16 protein-coding genes are annotated in these 21,137 nt (G+C 69.3%); 12 read left to right on the top strand and 4 right to left on the bottom strand.

Annotated features, from left to right (window positions below; translation table 11 throughout):
- Positions 1-419: 419 nt before the first annotated feature.
- From ABZ172_RS15690 to ABZ172_RS15680, 3 genes are all read left to right on the top strand, one after another.
- Positions 420-1,679 (top strand): S8 family serine peptidase, encoded by a 1,260-nt coding sequence (locus tag ABZ172_RS15690; protein WP_356884223.1) that lies wholly within the window; start codon positions 420-422, stop codon positions 1,677-1,679.
- A gap of 80 nt (positions 1,680-1,759) precedes the next feature.
- Positions 1,760-2,113: a WXG100 family type VII secretion target gene (locus ABZ172_RS15685; protein ID WP_356884221.1), complete on the top strand. Its 354-nt coding sequence runs from the start codon at positions 1,760-1,762 to the stop codon at positions 2,111-2,113.
- 62 nt (positions 2,114-2,175) lie between these two features.
- Positions 2,176-2,475 (top strand): WXG100 family type VII secretion target, encoded by a 300-nt coding sequence (locus tag ABZ172_RS15680; RefSeq protein ID WP_356884219.1) that lies wholly within the window; start codon positions 2,176-2,178, stop codon positions 2,473-2,475.
- A gap of 238 nt (positions 2,476-2,713) precedes the next feature.
- Here the strand turns inward: ABZ172_RS15680 and ABZ172_RS15675 are convergent, their stop codons facing one another.
- Complete coding sequence (locus ABZ172_RS15675) at positions 2,714-3,784, bottom strand: (+)-(1(10)E,4E,6S,7R)-germacradien-6-ol synthase (RefSeq protein ID WP_356884217.1); 1,071 nt, start codon at positions 3,782-3,784, stop codon at positions 2,714-2,716.
- A gap of 842 nt (positions 3,785-4,626) precedes the next feature.
- On the bottom strand, positions 4,627-8,595 hold the full coding sequence (gene eccCa, locus ABZ172_RS15670; protein WP_356884215.1) for a type VII secretion protein EccCa: 3,969 nt from the start codon (positions 8,593-8,595) through the stop codon (positions 4,627-4,629).
- Between the two features lie 240 nt (positions 8,596-8,835).
- On the opposite strand from eccCa, the gene eccD reads away from it, so the two are divergent.
- The 6 genes from eccD (at position 8,836) to ABZ172_RS15640 (ending at position 15,961) form a co-directional block, all read left to right on the top strand.
- Complete coding sequence (eccD, locus tag ABZ172_RS15665) at positions 8,836-10,344, top strand: type VII secretion integral membrane protein EccD (RefSeq protein ID WP_356884213.1); 1,509 nt, start codon at positions 8,836-8,838, stop codon at positions 10,342-10,344.
- Positions 10,345-10,532: 188 nt separating this feature from the next.
- Complete coding sequence (gene rpsO, locus ABZ172_RS15660) at positions 10,533-10,823, top strand: 30S ribosomal protein S15 (RefSeq protein ID WP_003965855.1); 291 nt, start codon at positions 10,533-10,535, stop codon at positions 10,821-10,823.
- Between the two features lie 271 nt (positions 10,824-11,094).
- Entirely contained in the window at positions 11,095-13,308 is a 2,214-nt protein-coding gene (locus tag ABZ172_RS15655; RefSeq protein ID WP_356884356.1) for a polyribonucleotide nucleotidyltransferase, read from the top strand.
- A complete protein-coding gene (locus tag ABZ172_RS15650) occupies positions 13,305-14,684 on the top strand; it encodes a pitrilysin family protein (RefSeq protein ID WP_356884211.1) in 1,380 nt (459 codons plus the stop codon). The genes ABZ172_RS15655 and ABZ172_RS15650 overlap by 4 nt, the downstream gene beginning before the upstream one ends.
- A gap of 58 nt (positions 14,685-14,742) precedes the next feature.
- Positions 14,743-15,495 (top strand): 4-hydroxy-tetrahydrodipicolinate reductase, encoded by a 753-nt coding sequence (gene dapB, locus ABZ172_RS15645; RefSeq protein WP_356884209.1) that lies wholly within the window; start codon positions 14,743-14,745, stop codon positions 15,493-15,495.
- A gap of 13 nt (positions 15,496-15,508) precedes the next feature.
- On the top strand, positions 15,509-15,961 hold the full coding sequence (locus tag ABZ172_RS15640; protein WP_356884207.1) for a hypothetical protein: 453 nt from the start codon (positions 15,509-15,511) through the stop codon (positions 15,959-15,961).
- 55 nt (positions 15,962-16,016) lie between these two features.
- Here the strand turns inward: ABZ172_RS15640 and ABZ172_RS15635 are convergent, their stop codons facing one another.
- Together ABZ172_RS15635 and ABZ172_RS15630 are read right to left on the bottom strand one after the other, a co-directional pair.
- Entirely contained in the window at positions 16,017-16,568 is a 552-nt protein-coding gene (locus ABZ172_RS15635; RefSeq protein WP_356884205.1) for a hypothetical protein, read from the bottom strand.
- Between the two features lie 93 nt (positions 16,569-16,661).
- Positions 16,662-16,901, bottom strand: coding sequence for a hypothetical protein (locus tag ABZ172_RS15630; RefSeq protein ID WP_356884203.1), 240 nt, complete (start codon positions 16,899-16,901; stop codon positions 16,662-16,664).
- A gap of 174 nt (positions 16,902-17,075) precedes the next feature.
- Between ABZ172_RS15630 and thyX the strand changes: the two genes are divergently transcribed.
- From thyX to ABZ172_RS15615, 3 genes are all read left to right on the top strand, one after another.
- A complete protein-coding gene (gene thyX / locus ABZ172_RS15625) occupies positions 17,076-17,813 on the top strand; it encodes an FAD-dependent thymidylate synthase (protein ID WP_356884201.1) in 738 nt (245 codons plus the stop codon).
- Positions 17,814-17,964: 151 nt separating this feature from the next.
- Positions 17,965-18,864: a 4-hydroxy-tetrahydrodipicolinate synthase gene (gene dapA / locus ABZ172_RS15620; RefSeq protein WP_356884199.1), complete on the top strand. Its 900-nt coding sequence runs from the start codon at positions 17,965-17,967 to the stop codon at positions 18,862-18,864.
- A 131-nt stretch (positions 18,865-18,995) separates the two neighbouring features.
- Positions 18,996-20,681, top strand: coding sequence for a ribonuclease J (locus ABZ172_RS15615; protein WP_109879661.1), 1,686 nt, complete (start codon positions 18,996-18,998; stop codon positions 20,679-20,681).
- The last annotated feature ends 456 nt before the right edge of the window (positions 20,682-21,137 follow it).

Genomic DNA, 21,137 nt, shown 5'->3' with positions numbered 1-21,137 from the left:
TGCAAGTTCAGGTGCGCCCGGGGGGAACCGTGGTGTCCCGCGGGGCACAGTGATCGGATCCGGAGGAGCGTCGCGAGCGGGTGGTGCTCCCGGCGCGGTCGGCCAGCGAGGCGTCATCGGATCCAAGGGGGCGAACAGCGTGCCTAAGCCCGGCGGGCGAGGCACTCCCACCACCAACGGTGTGGTGGGTAAGCCCCGCGTTGCGGGAGGTGGTGCCGGCGGGAAGGGGTTCACCGCAGGTGGCGAGGGTCTCGTGCGTGGCCCTGCAGGGCGCAAGGACTCCAGGAATGAAGACGAGGACGAGGGCACCCAGCGCCCCGACTACCTGACAGAGGACAGAGAGACGTGGGAGGCCGGCCGCCGACGTGGAGTTGCACCGCCGGTGATCGAGTAGGTATAGGGAAGGTTCGGAAGTCAGCATGACTGCAGGAATGAGTCAGCCCCGGAAGCGCCATGCCTTTCTCGGATTGAGAGGACGTCTCCTCAGTACTGTGGCTGTGGCTGCTGCGTGGAGTGTGGGATTCGCCGGTGCTGCGCCCTCTGCGCTCGCCGAAGACGTGCAGTCCAAGCAGTGGTACCTCAAGCTCATGCACGCTGAAGAAATGTGGAAGACGACCACAGGTGAAGGCGTGAAGGTGGTCGTCATTGACACCGGAGTTAACCCGTCCACGTCTTCTCTTGAGGGGCAAGTGCTTAAAGGGCTTGATGCCACGGGCGCTGAAGGAGACGAGACCGATGACTATAATGGTCATGGAACCACAATGGCTGAGCTGATTGCTGGCACAGGCCGAGGGGGCGGAATCAAAGGCCTAGCCCCAGGGGCGAAGATTATCCCTATGAGGGTTGCCGGTTCCGGTTGGGAAACGAAGGAAAAGCTCAATTCTCTCGATACGACTGACGCGATTCGAGCAGCTGCAAATAGTGATGCGAAAATCATCAGCATGTCGTTTGGTAATGATTTCAAGCTAGATAAAGAAATCGAAGCAGTTCGGTATGCCCAAAGCAAGGGGAAGCTTTTCTTTGCTGCTGTAGGTAACGACGGTAAAAAGGCGAACGGACCTGTCTATCCGGCGGCCTACCCGGAGGTCGTTGGCGTGGCGGCCACGGACCAGCAAGGAAAGGCCTCTGAAACTTCCCAGCATGGTGAATTTGTCGATATTGCTGCGCCTGGGAATGACCTTCCCCGATGGTGTGACACAAGATTTGAAAGTTACTGTCAAGGTAACGGCGGGACCAGTGCCGCCACGGCCATCACCTCAGCCGCTGCCGCTCTGATCTGGTCCGCCCATCCGGACTGGACCGCCAATCAGGTCCTCAACGTCCTCTTCGACACCGCCGGCCGAGGTGACTGGGAAAAGGGCGAGCTCAGTAACTATCTCGGGCACGGCATCATCCGCCCGGCCGTCAACATCCTCAGGGGCAAGGGCGATCCCGGTGCCCCGGACATCAGTCCTCTCACCAACGAGAAGACGTCCGGTTCGGCAGGTTCGGCGGCCCCGTCCGCATCAGCTTCGTCACAGCCCGAGGAGAAGGACAAGGCTGACGACGCCGCCATGGCAGGCTCCAGTACGGGGACGGACGACAGTAGCCAACTGGGGCTGATCATCGGCGGAGTGGCGGTCGTTCTCGTGCTCGGTGGCGGTGCCTTCGCGGTCGCCCGCAAGCGCCGTAACGCCTGACCGACCTCAGTTCCTCACACGCACCCTCCGGCGGTTGACGCCGGATCCGGAACAACAGCACCAGGAAGGAAGCCAGCACCATGGCAGATCAGAAGCTTTCAGATGCAATGCTGATCAAGCTTGAGGGCGAGCTCACCACGCGATTCGACTCCGTGAGGGGCCAGCTGAAGACGCTTCAGGGGACGATCGACAGCCTGGAAGGCGCTTGGAAGGGTATCGGCGCCAACGCGTTCAACACCAAGCAGGCTGACATCAACCTGAAGATGGGCAACATCGCCACCCGTCTGGCCAATTTCCAGGAAGCCATCAAGGCGGCTCGGACGATCTCGGGCAACACCGAGGACGAGATCAAGCAGGCTCTCCAGGGCGTCGATGTCGTACCCGGTCACTCGACCGGTTCCGAGGCGAAGACCTCGGCCATCAACTCGCTCTGACACGTGCTTCACCCGTACTCGTACGGGTCATCACATCCGAACAATCCGAACTGGAGGAACGTATGCCGACCGACGACGGCACGATGGTTGTCACTTATGCGAGCCTGGAGCAGGCCGCTGGTGACATCGACCGGCAGGGCAGGCAGCTTCAGGAGGACCTCGCCGCGATCAAGCGCATGGTCGCCAGCGCGTCCGAGCTCTGGGTGGGCGAGGCCAAGTCGGCGTACGACGCTGCGCAAGCCGGCTGGGACCGCGACGCCACCGCCATTCAGACCGCCCTCGCGGACATCTCCCGCAAGGTGCGTGACGCCGGTACGGCTTACCACGCCGGTGACCGGCGGGCGCGTGCCAACTTCGACTAGGAGTCGACAGTAGGCGGATCAGGTCAGGGTGGGCACGCACGGGAGGTGCCCACCCTGACCTGTTGTCCGACCGCTCCAGATTGTCCGACCGCTCCACGCGCCGCCTCCGCGGCCGGGACGATCCGGGCCGCATCGCCGGAAGGCCCGGGGCTCCGGGAGGCGTGCGACGGGGCGGCACCACGGGGGTGGGGGAGTCGGCCCCGGAAGCGGCGAGCGTGTCCGGATGTGCCAGGGCCCCTCAGTCCCTCAGCAGCGTCCACCACCAGGCGATGCTGGCGATCGGGAGGGGCAGGTCCGCCTCTCGCTCCTGGAAGGGCGCGGCGGCGCTGCCGGCCGGGAGGTCGGCGGGGTCCTCGGGGTTGACGTAGCGGCTCGTGGTGAGCGACCAGTCGTAGTCGGCGCGGATCCAGGAGTCGCAGTCCGTGATCCAGCGGCGGAGTTCGGGGCCGGCGTCGCGCAGGATCTGGTCGCGGAGGCGGAGGTAGAGGGCCATGGCGCGGGTGTGCATCGTGGCGGTCTCGCTGACCGCCTCCGCCAGGGAGCACTGCCGCTCGTGTGCGATCAGATCGACGATGTTCCCGTAGTCGTCCTGGCTGCGCTGGCGCTCCTTGTGGTACGAGACCAGATCGTTCGACCAGCCGATGATCGCGGCGAACACCTCGACGAATCCGCGGACGTCGGGGCGGTCGTAGTCGATCGCGGGGAGGTCGTATCCGTGGATGATCTCGCTCAGGGTCGAGAAGATCTTGACGCCGGAGGAGTCCAGCCGGACCGCCAGGTGGTCGGAGAGCGTGGGGATCCGTCCGTACGTGCTGTTCGCGGCCATCCAGATCTGACCCTGGAGGTAGGCCCGGAAACTGGCGGCCCAGCGTGCGGTCTGCACCGGTGTGGTCAGATCGTCGAGGCGCAGCCGCAACTCGCGTAACGCGGCGCTGTAGTTGTCGTCCGCCGGAGTGGTCCAGGGGACTTCGACGACCCGCTGGAGTTTGGTGATGATGAGCAGGGTGGCGTCCGGGGAAGCCGCAGCCGGTCCCTCGTCGCAGTACTCGTCGTCGAACGCGAACAGCCACATCAGGAAGTCTGCCGTCCACTGCAGAGCAGCCAGGCGACCGTTGGGGCCGCCCCGGCCGGTGATCTCACCGACGGAGATGCGCGTCAGTCGTTCCCGTTGTCCTTGATCCGAGTAGAGGCCGAATCGATCGAGCCAGGCGGCGGAAGCCGCGTCGATCTCACGCCAACTCGGATGGATCCCCGAGGGGAGCGGGACCCAGAGCTCAGGAATCTTCGGCGCTGGAGCTTGGGAGGTCATGAACCACCTTTTCGCATGTACTTTCAGTGCCTCTGGATCCCGGAAGTTAGCAAGGCGGAGAAGGAACGGATACAGCCCATTCCAGCCGGGTTGACCTGCGAGCCGGTACCCTCCCCGCCACGCGACGGAGGTGTCCGGCTACTCCTTCGCCGCTCGTGAGGGGCGCGGGAGTGGTTGATCACACCGTGTTCGCGGGTGATCGTCCCCGGTACGCAGTTGACCCGAAAGTGACTCTTGCGAGTTCAGGATTCACCAATTCCTGCCTCATACACCTGCGTTGCGCTGTCCGTGGGCCCCGTCGCCGTCCGCCGTACCGCTCCCCTCGGACCGTCTGCGGAAGGGTGCCCGCGCCTGGGTCGGCACCGCCGGATTCGATGGTCATGTCACTGGCCGGGAAGCCCGTTACAAACAGTTGGTCCTCCGCGCAGTTCGAGCCACACCGGGCGGAAACGCCCCGCGGCAGGACGGCCGCACCCCCGGCTGCACCCCCGTGCCGTCCCCCGGCGGCACTCCCAGCCGCATCCCCCGGCGGCACTCCCAGCCGCATCCCCCGGCGGCACTCCCAGCCGGATCCCCCGGCCGAGGAGGATCCGCCCAGGACCGTCCGCGACAGCAGACGTGCACAGCCCGGCCTTCGCCGTCCCCGGCGCCGGACCGGACGATGGCGGTCAGCCGGCGCGCCCGGGTCCGCCCGCCCGCGTCCGCCCGCCTGGGGCCGCGCCCCCGGGCCCGCCCGCGTCCGCCCGCCCCTGTCACCGTCCGTCCGCGCGCAGCCGTCACACCACGCCCGCACCCGCCCCCGTCGCCGTTCCCGCTTCCGTTCCCGGCACGAGGGCTGCGCCCTACCGGTCCCCGTCCATGAGCCCGGTCTGCACCAGCGGGTTGCCGCGCCGGCGGGTGACGAAGACCCCGCGCCCCGGCGGCATCGGCCGCGGGCGTACGTTGCCGAGGACGTCCCCCTCGATGGGGTCGCCGGAGAGCATCACGCCCTGCGCCCCCAGCTCCAGGACGCGCTGCAGGAACGGCTCGTACAGCGCCCGGCCCGCGCCCGCGGTGCTGCGGGCGATGATGAACCGCACCCCCACGTCACGGGAGAACGGCAGCATCTCCGTGAGCTTCGACAGCGGGTTCCCGCTGGACGTGGAGACCAGGTCGTAGTCGTCCACGACCACGTACACCGAGGGGCCGCTCCACCAGCTGCGGTCGCGCAGCTCCTTGGCCGTGACGTCCGGCGAGGGCGTACGCCGCTTCATCAGGTCGTACAGCGCGTCCGTGTGGTGCTCCATGTTGTTGGACATGGGCACGTACTCCGCGAGGTGCGACGCCGGGGTGACGTCCAGGAGGGCCCGCCGGTTGTCGATGACGAAGAACTTGGCGGCGCTCCCGTCGTACCGCTCGGTCAGCTGCTTGATGAGCACCCGCAGCAGGTTGGACTTGCCGGACTCGCTCTCGCCGAACACCAGGAAGAACGGGTCCCGCTCGAAGTCGAGGTAGACCGGTTCCAGGTTGTTCTCGTCGATGCCGAACGCGATGCCCCGCTCCGGCTGCGCGTGGCCCGCGGGCAGGTCCCGGGCCGGGAGCTCGCGGGGCAGCAGCCGGACCGCCGGGGCCGGGGCCGCCGTCCAGTGCCGGGCGACCTCCTGGTTCATCGCCGCGGTGGCCTCGGAGAGGTCGCTGTCGGAGTTGATGCCGTCGATCCGCGGCACCGCCGCCATGAAGTGCAGCTTCTCCGGGGTGAGACCGCGTCCGGGCACGCCCGCGGGGACGTTGACCGCTGCCTTGCGGTCCAGTTCGGAGTCCATGACGTCACCGAGCCGCAGTTCGAGCCGGTTCATCAGGTGGTCCTTGAGGTTGGCCCTGACCTCCATGGAGCGCGACGCCGTGACGACCAGGTGGATGCCGTAGCCGAGCCCGCGCTGGGCGATGTCGACGGCCGCCGCCTCCAGGGCCTCGTAGTCCGTACGGAAGCTGCCCCAGCCGTCGATGAGCAGGAAGACGTCCCCCCACGGCTGGTCCGCCGCCGAGATCTCGCCGCGCGCCCGCAGCCTGCGGAAGGTGGCGATGGAGTCGATGCCCGCACTGCGGAAGTACTCCTCGCGGCGCGCCATGATCCCGTACACCTCGGCGACCGTACGGCGTACCCGTTCGGGGTCGAGGCGGGAGGCGATCCCGCCGACATGGGGGAGACCGGAGACCGAGGCCATGCCCCCGCCGCCGAAGTCCAGTCCGTAGAACTGCACCTCCTGCGGGGTGTGGGTGAGGGCGAAGCCCGCGATCAGCGTCCGCAGCAGCGTCGACTTGCCCGACTGCGGACCGCCGGTGATCTGCATGTGCCCCGCGGCGCCGGAGAAGTCCCGGTAGAGGGTGTCGCGACGCTGCTCGTACGGCTTGTCGACCACACCCAGCGGGACCACCAGCCGCCCCGACCCCTCGAAGCCGGGCTGGGTCAGCCCGCGGCCCTCGACCGCGGAGAGCCCCGGAAGGAGCTCGTCCAGCGACGGCGGATCGTCCAGCGGAGGCAGCCACACCTGGTGCGCCGACGCCCCGCGTCCCTCCAGCCGGCGCACGATCACGTCGAGCACCGTGTCCGCCAGGGCGTCGTCCTCGGAGGTGCGCGCCTCCGGCACGCCCGGCTCCGCCGTCGGCTGCACGTAGCGCACCGCCACCGGAGCGGCGGTGAACACCACCGGCCTGCGGTCGACGGGCAGCGGACCGGAGGACACCGCGGGCCGGGCGTCCGAGCGGTACACCCCGGAGACGTACGCCGCCTTGAAGCGCACCATCTCGTCCGTGCCGTACTTCAGATACCCCGAACCCGGGACGTTGGGCAGGTGGTAGGCGTCGGGGACGCCCAGAGCGGCGCGCGACTCACCCGCGGAGAACGTCCGCAGACCGATCCGGTACGACAGATAGGTCTCCAGGCCGCGCAGCCGCCCCTCCTCGAGGCGCTGCGAGGCCAGCAGCAGGTGGACGCCCAGCGAACGGCCGATGCGCCCGATCTGGACGAACATCTCGATGAAGTCCGGCTTCGCCGTCAGCAGCTCGCTGAACTCGTCGATGACCAGGACCAGGGACGGGATGGGCTGCAGCGGGGCACCCGCGGCACGCGCCTTCTCGTAGTCGTGGATGTTGGCGTAGTTGCCCGCGTCGCGCAGCATCTCCTGACGGCGGTTGAGCTCACCGCTGATGGAGTCGCCCATGCGGTCCACCAGCGTCAGGTCGTCCGCGAGGTTGGTGATCACCGCGGCGACGTGCGGCATCTGCGCCATGCCGGCGAAGGTGGCACCGCCCTTGAAGTCCGCGAGGACGAAGTTCAGCGTCTCCGAGGTGTGGGTGACGGCCAGGCCGAGGACGAGCGTGCGGAGCAGCTCCGACTTGCCGGAACCGGTGGCGCCGACACACAGGCCGTGCGGCCCCATGCCCTCCTGCGCCGCCTCCTTGAGGTCCAGCATCACCGGACCGCCGTCCTCGCCCACCCCGATCGGGACCCGGAGCCGCTCCGCCTGCGAGCGGGCCCGCCAGGTCCGGCTGACGTCGACCGACGCCGCGTCACCGAGGTTCAGCAGGTCGGTGAACTCCAGATTGGCGAGCAGCGGCTCGTCGTCGTCCCCGCCGGTCGCCACGTGCAGCGGCGCCAGCTGCCGCGCCAGCGCCTCCGCGGCCTCGTGGCTCAGCAGGTCGGGAACACCGTCGTAGACCAGGCCGTGCCCCGACTCCAGCTGCAGTGTGTGCGGGTCCACCACGACGGAGAGACCGCCCCGCGCCCCGTTCACCTGGCCCGTGACGATCTCGACGACGGTGACGCCCTGGAGCCCCTCCGCCGAGGCGAGCGCGGACGTGGCCGGCACGGACTGCCCGTCGAGCACGACGACGACGTGCGGCTGGTCGAGGAGCGGCTGGCCCCCCGGCTGGAAGCGGGGGCGGCCGTCGAGACGGCCCGCGAGCATCTCCTCCAGCTCCGGGACGCTCGTGGTGATCAGACGCCTGCTGCCCGCGCCGTCGACGGAACCCTGCGCCTGGACGTGCGGGAGCCACTTCGCCCACTCCCAGCGCGGAGCGGCGTCGCGGCCGGTCGCCACCGCGACGACCAGGTCCTCGGGGGAGTGCAGCGCGGCGAGTGCCCCGACCATCGCGCGGGCCGTGGCACGAGCGGACTCCGCCTCGCCGCTGATCGTCAGGTGGTAGAAGGCGCGCAGCGAGACCGCCATGGGCAGTCCGTCCAGCGTGCTGTGGGTCGTCAGGAACTGCTGCATCGCCCCGGCGGTCAGCGGCTCCAGCTCGTCGACCGGCGCGGTGTCGGGGGCGACGAGCGGCGTGGCGAGCTCCTGACCGCCCAGACCGATGCGTACGTGCGCGAAGTCGGCGTCCCCCACACGGCGCTCCCAGACCCGGCTGCCCTCGGCGACGAGCGCCCACAGCTGCTCCGGGGACGGGTGGAGGTAGAACTGTGCGTCGCGCTGCTGGCGCGCCGTCCTCAGCACGGCGCGCCGGGTCTGCGTCAGATACTTCAGGTAGTCGCGCCGCATGTCCGCCAGCTGACCCTGCGTCCCGCGCCGGAAGCGGACGATCATCGAGAGGGCCATCGCGACCGTCGACGCGATCATGATCATGCCCATGATGCGCATGATCGGGTTCGGCGTCATGAAGAAGAAGACGACGGAACCACCCATGCCGAGCATCGGGAGCAGCTGCATCATCACCCCCTCCTGCTGCCCGCGGGGCAACTCGGGCGGAGGTTGCAACTGCACCTGCTCGCCCGGAACTTCGGAGGGGAGAACCCGCGGTGGGCGCTTGACGACGATCTGGCTCACAGCTCACCAATTCCCTTGCCGGACGGAACTGTTCCTATCGGCGCCCCCGTGGCGACGGGGTTCCGTCCGCGGGAGGATCCTACTGGCGTGCCCGGAGACACGAGGGCGGTAGGGTGTCGCGACGCATGTGCGCATCCGCTAACCACCGCAAAAAAACGGGTCAATCGGGACGCGGCGGGAGCCCGTGGTCCAGGGGTGCGATGTACAGGAGTCCAGGAGAAGCATGAGGGGGAGCAGCACGTGACTACGACGGCCCAGACCGCGGCTACCGGACCCGGCAGGCCGGGACCCGGAGTTCCGGCCGGCAACGGAACCGGCTTCTGCCGCGTCACGGTCGTCGCGCCCGACAGCCGGGTCGACGTGGCGCTGCCCGAGGACATCCACGTCGCCGACCTCTACCCGGAGATCCTGCGGCTGTCCGGCCAGAGCCCCGCCCAGGGCGCCCCGGTCGGCTACCACCTGGTGCGCCGCGACGGCACCGTCCTCGACAGCGGACGCACGCTCGCCGGACAGCGCATCCTCGACGGGGAGCTCCTGTCCCTGCGCCCCTTCTCCGAGTCGCTGCCGCCCGCGGTCTTCGACGACGTCTCCGACGCGGTCGCCACCGCGGTCGCCAAGGACCGCACCCTCTGGGGCGACAGCCTCATGCGCTCGGCCGGGCTCTTCGGCGGATCGGTCCTGCTGGTCCTGCTCGGCTTCGTGCTCTGGACCTCCGACCTCCGCCACGACATGCACGGCCTCCCGGGCATCCTGGCCGCCGTCAGCGCCGTCCTCCTCCTCGCGCTCTCCTGCGTGCGCGCGCGGGTCTACGCGGACCGCGGTTCGTCCATCGCGCTGGGCGTCGGCGCACTCACCAACGCCGCCGTCGCCGGAGCCGGGCTCCTGCCGTTCAGTCAGGGCCAGGGCACCGGCAGGCTGCAGTTCCTGCTCGCCTGCGCCGCCGTGCTGGTGGCGTCCGTGATCCTCATGATCGCCGCCCCCGAGGGCGACGGCACCTTCGTCGCCTTCGTGTTCGCCTCCGCCATCGGCGTACTGGTGACCTTCGTCGCGATCATGACCGGCATGGAGCCGGCCGAGACCGCCGCGGTCTGCGCCCCGCTCTCCGTGGGCCTGCTCGCCTTCCTGCCCGGACTCTCCACCCGCTTCGCACGCCTCCCGATCGGCTTCGAGCCGCCGCGCACCACCGTCGGCGACTACGGGACGTCCGACCCGGCGCCGCAGGGCCCGGTGGACGCCGACCGGATCGCCGCCCAGGCGCGGCGCGGACACGAACTGCTCCTCGGCCTCGCCGGAGGCTGCGCCCTGGTGGCCGTGGGAGCCGCGGCGGTGCTCGGCTTCTCGGACAGCGTCTGGGGCCAGCTCCTCGCCCTCGCCACCGGCGTCGCCATGCTGATGCGCGCCCACCTGTTCCGCTACACCGCCCAGGTCGGCTGCGCCCTGGGGGCGGGCCTCGCCGCACTCGTGCTCCTCGGCATCGGGCTGTCGCTCAACCCGCCGGCCGAGCTGGTCGGCGCGGCGCTCAAGGGGGACGGCGCCGGACTCGACATCCGCACGATCTGGCTCACCGCCGCGGTCGCCTGCGTCGCCGCGCTGATCACCGCCATCGGGCTGATCGTGCCGCGCAAGGGGGTCACCCCGTTCTGGGGCCGCTTCCTGGAGGTCGCCGAGTCCTTCGTCCTCCTGACCCTGCTGCCCCTGTGCCTGGCGGTCTTCGACGTCTACCACTCGATCCGGGCGCTCACCAGCTGATCCGCCGGGCACGGCGGACGGACGGGGTCGCGGCGACTGGTACGCTGTGTGACGGCCGTTTGTGTACGCGCCTTCGGGACCACCCTGAGGGCTGCGCTCATCGGACCTTCGCCTCCGAGTCACGGAAGCTCCCCTGAGAACAAGACCAGGGGCACTCGTGGGCGCATCGAACACCCAGAGGAGTACGCGTGCCGCTCGACGCCGCTACGAAGAAGCAGATCATGTCCGAGTTCGCCCAGAAGGAGGGTGACACCGGATCCCCCGAGGTCCAGGTCGCCATGCTCTCCCGCCGGATCTCGGACCTGACGGAGCACCTCAAGACGCACAAGCACGACCACCACTCCCGTCGTGGTCTGCTGATCCTGGTCGGCCAGCGTCGCCGCCTCCTGCAGTACCTCGCCAAGAAGGACATCCAGCGCTTCCGTGCGCTCGTCGACCGCCTCGGCATCCGCCGCGGTGCGGCCGGCGGCGCCAAGTAAGGACGCTGTGCGAGGGAGCGGCACCCCGGTTCCAGGGGGCCGCTCCCTTTGCTGTACGTGCGTGACCCGGGTTCACCTCAGTAACCTGGACGTGCGACAACCGAACGAGGAGGGGCGCCCCACGGCCGCCGCCGGTCCTCGGTAGTGGCCCCCGGGACAACGCCCGGGAGCTTCGATCGAAGACCGGCCCGCACACAGTGGGCGCCTCTCCGCACCGTCCTCCGCCACACGGGCGGACGGACGAAAGACGACGAGTATGGAGAAATCACTAGTGGAGAACGAGACCCACTACGCCGAAGCCGTGATCGACAACGGCACCTTCGGCACCCGCACCATCCGCTTCGAGACGGGCCGCCTGGCCAAGCAGGCCGCCGGCTCCGCCGTCGCGTACCTGGACGACGACACCATGGTGCTGTCGGCCACCACCGCCTCCAAGCGGCCCAAGGACCAGCTCGACTTCTTCCCCCTCACGGTGGACGTCGAGGAGCGGCAGTACGCGGCCGGCAAGATCCCCGGCTCCTTCTTCCGCCGTGAGGGCCGGCCCTCCGAGGACGCGATCCTCACCTGCCGCCTGATCGACCGCCCGCTGCGCCCCTCCTTCAAGAAGGGCCTGCGCAACGAGATCCAGATCGTCGAGACGATCATGGCGCTCAACCCCGACCACCTGTACGACGTGGTCGCGATCAACGCCGCCTCTGCCTCCACGATCCTGGCGGGCCTGCCCTTCTCCGGCCCGATCGGCGCCACCCGTGTCGCCCTGATCAAGGGCCAGTGGGTCGCCTTCCCGACGCACACCGAGCTCGAGGACGCCGTCTTCGACATGGTCGTCGCCGGCCGCGTCCTGGAGGACGGCGACGTCGCGATCATGATGGTCGAGGCCGAGGCCACCGAGAAGACCATCCAGCTCGTCAAGGACGGCGCCGAGGCCCCGACCGAAGAGGTCGTCGCCGCCGGTCTGGAAGCCGCGAAGCCCTTCATCAAGGCGCTCTGCAAGGCCCAGTCCGACCTCGCCGCCAAGGCCGCCAAGCCCACCGGTGAGTTCCCGGTCTTCCTCGACTACCAGGACGACGTCCTGGAGGCCCTCTCCAAGGCCGTCAGCACCGAGCTCGCCAAGGCGCTCACCATCGCCGGCAAGCAGGAGCGCGAGGCGGAGCTCGACCGGATCAAGGAGATCGCGGGCGAGAAGCTCCTCCCGGCCTTCGAGGGCCGCGAGAAGGAGATCTCGGGTGCCTACCGCGCGCTGACCAAGAAGCTGGTCCGCGAGCGCGTCATCAAGGACAAGGTCCGCATCGACGGCCGCGGCGTCACGGACATCCGTACGCTCGCCGCCGAGGTCGAGGCCATCCCGCGCGTGCACGGCTCGGCGCTGTTCGAGCGTGGCGAGACCCAGATCCTGGGCGTCACCACCCTCAACATGCTCCGCATGGAGCAGCAGCTGGACACCCTCTCCCCGGTGACCCGCAAGCGCTACATGCACAACTACAACTTCCCGCCGTACTCCGTCGGTGAGACCGGCCGCGTGGGCTCGCCCAAGCGCCGCGAGATCGGCCACGGCGCGCTCGCCGAGCGCGCCATCGTGCCGGTCCTGCCGTCGCGCGAGGAGTTCCCCTACGCGATCCGCCAGGTCTCCGAGGCGCTGGGCTCCAACGGCTCGACGTCCATGGGCTCGGTCTGCGCCTCCACCATGTCGCTGCTGAACGCCGGTGTGCCCCTCAAGGCCGCCGTCGCCGGTATCGCCATGGGCTTGATCTCGCAGGAGATCGACGGCAAGACGCACTACGTCGCCCTCACCGACATCCTCGGTGCGGAGGACGCGTTCGGTGACATGGACTTCAAGGTCGCCGGCACCAAGCAGTTCGTGACCGCGCTCCAGCTCGACACCAAGCTCGACGGCATCCCCGCCTCGGTCCTGGCCGCCGCGCTGAAGCAGGCCCGTGACGCGCGTCTGCACATCCTGGACGTCATGAACGAGGCCATCGACGTCCCGGACGAGATGTCCCCGAACGCCCCGCGGATCATCACCGTCAAGATCCCGGTGGACAAGATCGGTGAGGTCATCGGCCCCAAGGGCAAGATGATCAACCAGATCCAGGAGGACACCGGCGCCGACATCACGATCGAGGACGACGGCACCATCTACATCGGTGCCCAGCAGGGCTCGCAGGCCGAGGCCGCCCGCGCCACGATCAACGCCATCGCCAACCCGACCATGCCGGAGGTCGGCGAGCGCTACCTGGGTACGGTCGTCAAGACCACCACCTTCGGTGCCTTCGTCTCCCTGATGCCCGGCAAGGACGGTCTGCTGCACATCTCGCAGATCCGCAAGCTCGCCGGTGGCAAGCGCGTGGAGAACGTCGAGGACGTGCTCGGCGTCGGCGCCAAGGTCCAGGTCGAGATCGCGGAGATCGACTCCCGCGGCAAGCTCTCCCTCATCCCCGTGATCGAGGGCGAAGAGGACGAGAAGAAGGACGACACCGCCAAGTGACGTCCCGTAGTTCCGTGACGACGGCCCGCCCCTCCTCGGAGGGGCGGGCCGTCGCCCGTACCCAAACCCTCCTCAAGGGCACCAACGGCATCGGCACCGTCCGCCGCACCGTCCTCCCGGGCGGTCTCCGGGTCGTCACCGAGACGCTGCCCTCCGTACGCTCCGCCACCTTCGGCATCTGGGCCAACGTCGGATCACGCGACGAGACGCCCGCCCTGAACGGCGCGACGCACTACCTCGAACACCTCCTCTTCAAGGGCACGGCCGAGCGCAGCGCCCTCGACATCTCGTCCGCGATCGACGCGGTCGGCGGCGAGATGAACGCCTTCACGGCGAAGGAGTACACCTGCTACTACGCGCGGGTCCTGGACACCGACCTCCCGCTGGCCATCGACGTCGTCTGCGACATGCTGACCGGCTCCCTGATCGCCCCCGAGGACGTCGACGCCGAGCGCGGCGTCATCCTCGAGGAGATCGCCATGACGGAGGACGACCCCGGCGACTGCGTGCACGACCTGTTCGCGCACACCATGCTCGGCGACACCCCGCTGGGCCGCCCGGTCCTCGGCACCGTCGACACGATCAACGCGCTGAACCGGGGCCAGATCGCCCGCTTCTACAAGAAGCACTACGACCCCACGCACCTGGTGGTGGCCGCGGCGGGCAACGTCGACCACGCCACCGTCGTCCGCCGGGTCCGCCGGGCCTTCGAGCGGGCGGGCGCCCTGACCCGCACCGACGCCGTCCCCACGGCGCCGCGCGAGGGCTCGCGTACCCTGCGGGCGGCCGGCAAGGTCGAGCTGCTGAACCGCAGGACCGAGCAGGCGCACGTCGTCCTCGGCATGCCCGGCCTGGCCAGGACCGACGAGCGCCGCTGGGCGCTCGGCGTCCTGAACACCGCGCTCGGCGGCGGCATGAGCTCCCGCCTCTTCCAGGAGGTACGGGAGAAGCGCGGCCTCGCCTACAGCGTGTATTCGTACACCTCGGGCTTCGCCGACTGCGGGCTCTTCGGCGTGTACGCGGGCTGCCGGCCCAGCCAGGTGCACGATGTCCTCGGGATCTGCCGTGACGAGCTCGACCGGGTGGCGACGAAGGGACTCGACGACGAGGAGATCGGCCGGGCCGTCGGCCAGCTCGCCGGTTCCACCGTCCTCGGCCTGGAGGACACCGGCGCGCTCATGAACCGGATCGGCAAGAGCGAGCTCTGCTGGGGCGAACAGATGTCCGTCGACGAGATGCTGGCCAGGATCGCGGCGGTCACCCCCGACGAGGTCCGTGCCGTGGCGGCCGACGTCCTCGGGCAGCGCCCCTCGCTCTCGGTCATCGGCCCGTTGAAGGACAAGCAGGCCGACCGCCTCCAGGCAGCGGTCTCCTGAGGGCCGTCCCGCCCCGCCGCGGGACGGCCCCCTCAACCACTCCGTAAGGAAAGAACACATGAGCAAGCTGCGCGTGGCCGTTCTCGGCGCCAAGGGACGCATCGGGTCCGAGGCGGTACGAGCCGTCGAGGCCGCCGACGACATGGAGCTGGTGGCCGCGCTCGGCCGCGGCGACTCGCTGGACACTCTCACGGAGTCCGGCGCCCAGGCCGTCGTCGAGCTCACCACACCCGCCTCGGTGATGGAGAACCTCGACTTCTGCGTCAGCCACGGCATCCACGCCGTCGTGGGGACCACCGGCTGGACCGACGAACGGCTCGCGCAGCTGAACACCTGGCTCTCCGGCTCCCCGGGGACCGGTGTGCTCATCGCACCGAACTTCTCGATCGGCGCCGTCCTCACGATGCGGTTCGCGGAGCAGGCCGCCCGCTACTTCGAGTCCGTCGAGGTCATCGAGCTGCACCACCCGAACAAGGCGGACGCCCCCTCCGGCACCGCCACCCGCACCGCCCAGCTCATCGCAGCGGCCCGCGCGAAGGCCGGCGCCGCGCCGCAGCCCGACGCCACGGCCACCGCGCTGGACGGGGCACGCGGCGCCGACGTCGACGGCGTACCGGTCCACTCGGTCCGGCTCCGCGGGCTCCTCGCCCACCAGGAGGTCCTGCTGGGCGGCGAGGGCGAGACCCTCACCCTGCGCCACGACTCGCTCCACCACAGCAGCTTCATGCCGGGCATCCTGCTCGGCACCCGCCGCGTGGTGAACACTCCCGGCCTCACCTTCGGCCTGGAAAACTTCCTCGACCTGAACTGACGGGCCCCACCCGATGCGCGCAAAGATCACCTACCTCGTCACGGCCGCCGTCCTGGTCTTCTACTTCGTCCTGGCCGGCAGCCGGGGCGTCCTGCTGATCCGGCACGGCACCCTGCTCACGGTCACCTTCGGCGTGGCGGTGCTGATCCTGCCGGTCATCGGCGTCTGGTTCCTCTGGAAGAACACCCAGTTCGTACGCCGGGCCAACGCCCTGGCCGCCGAGCTGGACGCCGAGGGAGGCCTCCCCGTCGACGAGCTGGTGCGCACCCCGTCGGGACGCATCGACCGCGACTCCGCCGACGCCGTGTTCGCGCGGCGCCGTGCGGAGACCGAGGACAGCCCGGACGACTGGCGCTGCTGGTTCCGGCTGGCGGTCGCCTACCAGGACGCGCGGGACACCCCGCGCGCCCGCAAGGCGATGCAGCGTGCCATCGCCCTGCACACGGACAAGCCGGTACGCGCCTGAGCGGCGCCGTACCGGCCCGTGGTGTCCCCGCGTCCGCGCGGGGCCGTGCGTCCCGTCAGCCGCGGCGGTACTCGTCGCCCCAGGCCTCGACGGAGTCGGTGGCGCGCTCGAACGCCTCGGCGCGGGCCAGGAAGTCCGCGTTGTGGTCGGTGACCAGGGGCGCCAGCACCTCACCGTCCCTGCGCACCACCACCAGGGCCTGTCCCTGGACCGTCCGGGGGAACCCGAGCCACTTCACCGGCTGCTGCACCGTGCGGACCGTCGCCGCGTCCTGCCACGGCACGGTGGTGGTACGGAAGAAGCCCACCCGGCGCACGCCGTGCAGGCTCACCCAGGCACCGACCCGCAGCAGCCGCAGCGCGCAGGCGATGACCACGGCGGCCAGCACGAAGCAGGCGGTGGCGCCGGACAGCGATCCGGCGAACGTGATGATCATCGCGGCGAGCAGGACGAAGGACGCCAGGAGCAGCAGGCCGGCCGCCGCCGCGACCCGCCAGGGGCCGGGCCGGTAGGGGCGTCGCCAGCTGTCGTGGTCGTCGAACGGCAGCGCGATGTCCTCCGCGTCCGCGTCGAATGCGCGGTCGGCCGTCAGGAAGGGCAGGGGCACGACTGATCCTCACTCACAAGCACGCTCGATTGCTGTGCCCGGTGAGGCTACCGAGCAGTCCCCCGGCGGACCACCCCAGGGGGCCCGTACGGGTCAGCGGTGCCGGGACGCCTCGGACGTCTGGCTGTGGGAGGGACTCCGCTCGGTGTCGAGCGCGGGCAGACCGAAGAGCAGCGACCCGGCGAAGCCGGCGACCAGCGTCAGCCCGACGAGCGTACGGGCCGCGAGCTGCGAACGGCCGACGCGCCGGCGGGGAGGGGGCGTGACATTACTGCGGAACCGGTCGGCCTCGGCGACGAACGAGAACGGAACGGATTCACGCCGGCGGAACATGAGGGAACTCTCCTTGAAGTCGGTGGCGGGTGCTGCTGTCGAGTCAGACGTACGGGAAGCCCGATCGGTGCCCCGAATCGCCGGAGCGCCGAGAATTTCCCGCTGACGGGGGTCCACCGCCCGGCCCGTAGAGTGGACGCCGCCCGAGCGAAGCAATGGGAAGGACCCCCGCCGGTGAGCGACACCCCCGAGCCCACACAAGCCCACTTCCGCGACGACGTCACCGTCGAGCTGGTGAAATCGGCCGCCGCCGACTCCGACGTGCTGTTCGCGGCCCGTGTGTCGACGGCCGGCGAGCAGTCCCTGGAAGAGGTCGCGAAAGACCCGGAGCGCTCGAAGGGACTCATCAATTACCTGATGCGGGACCGGCACGGCAGCCCGTTCGAGCACAACTCGATGACCTTCTTCATCAGCGCCCCGATCTTCGTGTTCCGCGAATTCATGCGGCACCGCGTGGGCTGGTCGTACAACGAGGAATCGGGCCGTTACCGGGAGCTCGAACCGGTCTTCTACGTCCCGGGGAAGTCCCGCAAGCTCATCCAGCAGGGGCGCCCCGGAAAGTACGAGTTCGTCGAGGGGACCACGGAGCAGCACGCGCTCACGAGCCGCGCGATGGAGGACTCCTACCGCCAGGCGTACGACGCCTACCAGGAGATGCTCGCCGCGGGGGTCGCCCGGGAGGTCGCCCGCGCCGTGCTCCCGGTCGGGCTGTTCTCCACGATGTACGCCACCTGCAACGCCCGCTCGCTGATGCACTTCCTCGGACTGCGCACCCAGCACGAGCTGGCGAAGGTGCCGTCCTTCCCGCAGCGCGAGATCGAGATGGTGGGGGAGCGGATGGAACAGCACTGGCAGACCCTCATGCCGCTCACTCATGCCGCCTTCAACAAAAATGGACGGGTCGCCCCGTAGGCGGTGTCCGTATTGCGACGTTTCGCGAAGTTCATCTAGGCTGATCAAACGGACCCGGCACTGCCTGAACCCCCGAGCAGGCAGTGCCGGGCTCCTCTTCCCCGTCCCCCGAGGGGGCGCGACGCTCCGAGCAACGAGTAGCGTGTTACCCATGGCTCCGATCTCCACTCCGCAGACCCCCTTCGGGCGGGTCCTCACCGCTATGGTCACGCCCTTCACGGCTGACGGCGCCCTCGACCTCGACGGCGCCCAGCGGCTCGCCACCCATCTGGTGGACGCAGGCAACGACGGCCTGGTCGTCAACGGCACCACCGGCGAGTCCCCGACCACCAGCGACGCGGAGAAAGACCAGCTGGTCAGGGCCGTACTGGAAGCCGTCGGGGACCGGGCCCACGTCGTCGCGGGCATCGGCACCAACGACACCCGGCACAGCATCGAGCTGGCCCGCACCGCCGAGCGCACCGGCGCCCACGGTCTCCTCGCGGTCACGCCGTACTACAACAAGCCGCCGCAGGAGGGACTCCTCCGCCACTTCGGCGCCATCGCGGACTCCACCGGACTCCCGGTGATGCTGTACGACATCCCGGGCCGCAGCGGTGTGCCGATCGACACGGAGACGCTCGTGCGCCTCGCCGAGCACCCCCGGATCGTCGCCAACAAGGACGCCAAGGGCGACCTCGGCCGCTCCAGCTGGGCCATCGCCCAGTCCGGCCTCGCCTGGTACTCCGGCGACGACATGCTCAACCTCCCGCTGCTCTCGGTCGGCGCCGTCGGTTTCGTCTCCGTCGTCGGCCACGTCGCCACCCCGGAGCTGCGCGCCCTCATCGAGGCGCACCTCGGCGGAGACGTCCAGAAGGCCGCGGAGATCCACCAGAAGCTGCTCCCGGTCTTCACCGGGATGTTCCGCACCCAGGGCGTGATCACCACCAAGGCCGCGCTCACCCTGAAGGGCCTCCCCGCCGGCCCGCTGCGCCTCCCCCTGGTGGAACTCACCGCCCAGGAGACGGCCCAGCTGAAGATCGACCTGGCCGCCGGCGGGGTACAGCTCTGACCACGGACTTCACAACTGAATACGCGAGGACACTCGCGGCGTGAACACCATCTGACAACAGCAAGTGCACGAACGACATGCGCGCCACGTGCCCTCAGCGGTACGTGGCGCGCGTGGTTGAGGAGAGTCTTTTGAGTCATCCGCATCCTGAACTCGGTACCCCGCCGAAGCTCCCGAAGGGCGGCCTCCGGGTCACCCCGCTCGGCGGCCTCGGTGAGATCGGCCGCAACATGACGGTCTTCGAGTACGGCGGCCGCCTGCTCATCGTCGACTGCGGCGTGCTCTTCCCCGAGGAGGAGCAGCCCGGCATCGACCTGATCCTTCCGGACTTCACCACCATCCGGGACCGCCTCGACGACATCGAGGGCATCGTCCTCACGCACGGCCACGAGGACCACATCGGTGGCGTCCCCTACCTGCTCCGCCTGAAGCCGGACATCCCGCTGATCGGCTCGAAGCTGACCCTCGCCCTCATCGAGGCCAAGCTCCAGGAGCACCGGATCCGTCCCTACACCCTCGAGGTGGCCGAGGGGCAGCGCGAGCGCATCGGCGTGTTCGACTGCGAGTTCATCGCCGTCAACCACTCCATCCCGGACGCCCTCGCCGTGGCCATCCGCACCCCCGCGGGCCTGGCCGTCGCGACCGGTGACTTCAAGATGGACCAGCTCCCGCTGGACGGCCGTCTCACCGACCTGCACGCCTTCGCCCGGCTGAGCGAGGAGGGCATCGACCTTCTGCTCTCCGACTCGACGAACGCCGAGGTCCCCGGATTCGTGCCGCCGGAGCGGGACATCTCCAACGTCCTGCGCACGGTGTTCGCCAACGCGCAGAAGCGCATCATCGTGGCGAGCTTCGCCAGCCACGTGCACCGCATCCAGCAGATCCTGGACGCGGCCCACGAGTACGGCCGCCGGGTCGCCTTCGTCGGACGCTCCATGGTCCGCAACATGGGTATCGCCCGTGACCTGGGATACCTGAAGGTGCCCGCCGGTCTCGTCGTGGACGTCAAGACCCTCGACGACCTGCCGGACGACGAGGTCGTGCTGGTCTGCACGGGCTCGCAGGGTGAGCCGATGGCCGCGCTCTCCCGGATGGCCAACCGGGACCACCAGATCCGGATCGTCCCGGGCGACACGGTGATCCTGGCCTCGTCCCTGATCCCCGGCAACGAGAACGCGGTCTACCGCGTGATCAACGGGCTGACCCGCTGGGGCGCGAACGTCGTCCACAAGGGCAACGCGAAGGTCCACGTCTCGGGCCACGCCTCGGCCGGCGAGCTGCTGTACTTCTACAACATCTGCAAGCCGAAGAACCTGATGCCGGTCCACGGCGAATGGCGCCACCTCCGGGCCAACGCCGAGCTCGGCGCGCTCACCGGCGTGCCCAAGGACCACATCGTCATCGCCGAGGACGGCGTCGTCGTCGACCTCGTCGACGGCAAGGCGAAGATCGTCGGCAAGGTCCAGGCCGGCTATGTGTACGTCGACGGGCTCTCGGTCGGCGACGTCACCGAGACCTCCCTCAAGGACCGGCGCATCCTCGGAGACGAGGGGATCATCTCGGTCTTCATCGTGGTGGACAGCTCGTCCGGCAAGATCGTGGGCGGCCCGCACATCCAGGCCCGCGGGTCCGGCATCGACGACGGTGCCTTCACGGCCGTGGTGCCCAAGGTCGAGGACGCGCTCAACAAGTCGGCCCAGGACGGCGTGATGGAGCCGCACCAGCTCCAGCAGCTGGTCCGGCGCACGGTGGGCAAGTGGGTGTCCGACACCTACCGCCGGCGCCCGATGATCCTTCCGGTCGTCGTCGAGGTCTGATGCCGGTGCGGCCGTGAGGCCGCCGGCCCGGAGCGGGGCGGCTCGATTTGCATCGAGCCGCCCCGCTCCAGTACGTTTACGGCTCCGCCTGACCGGGAAGCAGATCACGCCCTCGTGCGTCGAACCGCCTCCTGACCCTCTTCCGAGGGGGCGGGAAATCCGACTCAGAATCTCTGATAACGTCGGGCCCGCCGAAAGGCAAAGGCCACTCCGCAGGCCGCTGGATTCAACTTCGGACCGGAAACGGGACGGAGAAGAGTCTGGTAAAGTCGGACTCGCCGGAAAGGGAAACGCGAAAGCGAAGAACTGGAAAGCGAATAGAGTAGTACCGCAGGATCCCGCTTCGACCGGGAATCGGACGCGAAAGAGTCTGATAGAGTCGGAAACGCAAGAACGAAGGGAAGCGCCCGGAGGGCCCCGGTGAAACGGGACCGAAGGAAGCGTCCGTTCCTTGAG

This window comes from Streptomyces sp. NPDC006296 (genome assembly GCF_040613235.1).
Classification (GTDB): Bacteria; Actinomycetota; Actinomycetes; order Streptomycetales; family Streptomycetaceae; genus Streptomyces.
The sequence above is the reverse complement of the archived record's forward strand: the minus strand, read 5'-3'. Positions and strand labels throughout refer to the sequence as shown.

Coding starts and splice junctions, on each gene's coding strand:
- ABZ172_RS15685 (WP_356884221.1), top strand. CDS start 1,760: ATGGCAGATCAGAAGCTTTCAGATGCAATGCTGATCAAGCTTGAGGGC.
- dapB (WP_356884209.1), top strand. CDS start 14,743: ATGAGCAAGCTGCGCGTGGCCGTTCTCGGCGCCAAGGGACGCATCGGG.
- ABZ172_RS15690 (WP_356884223.1), top strand. CDS start 420: ATGACTGCAGGAATGAGTCAGCCCCGGAAGCGCCATGCCTTTCTCGGA.
- ABZ172_RS15680 (WP_356884219.1), top strand. CDS start 2,176: ATGCCGACCGACGACGGCACGATGGTTGTCACTTATGCGAGCCTGGAG.
- ABZ172_RS15675 (WP_356884217.1), bottom strand. CDS start 3,784: ATGACCTCCCAAGCTCCAGCGCCGAAGATTCCTGAGCTCTGGGTCCCG.
- ABZ172_RS15630 (WP_356884203.1), bottom strand. CDS start 16,901: ATGTTCCGCCGGCGTGAATCCGTTCCGTTCTCGTTCGTCGCCGAGGCC.
- dapA (WP_356884199.1), top strand. CDS start 17,965: ATGGCTCCGATCTCCACTCCGCAGACCCCCTTCGGGCGGGTCCTCACC.
- ABZ172_RS15640 (WP_356884207.1), top strand. CDS start 15,509: ATGCGCGCAAAGATCACCTACCTCGTCACGGCCGCCGTCCTGGTCTTC.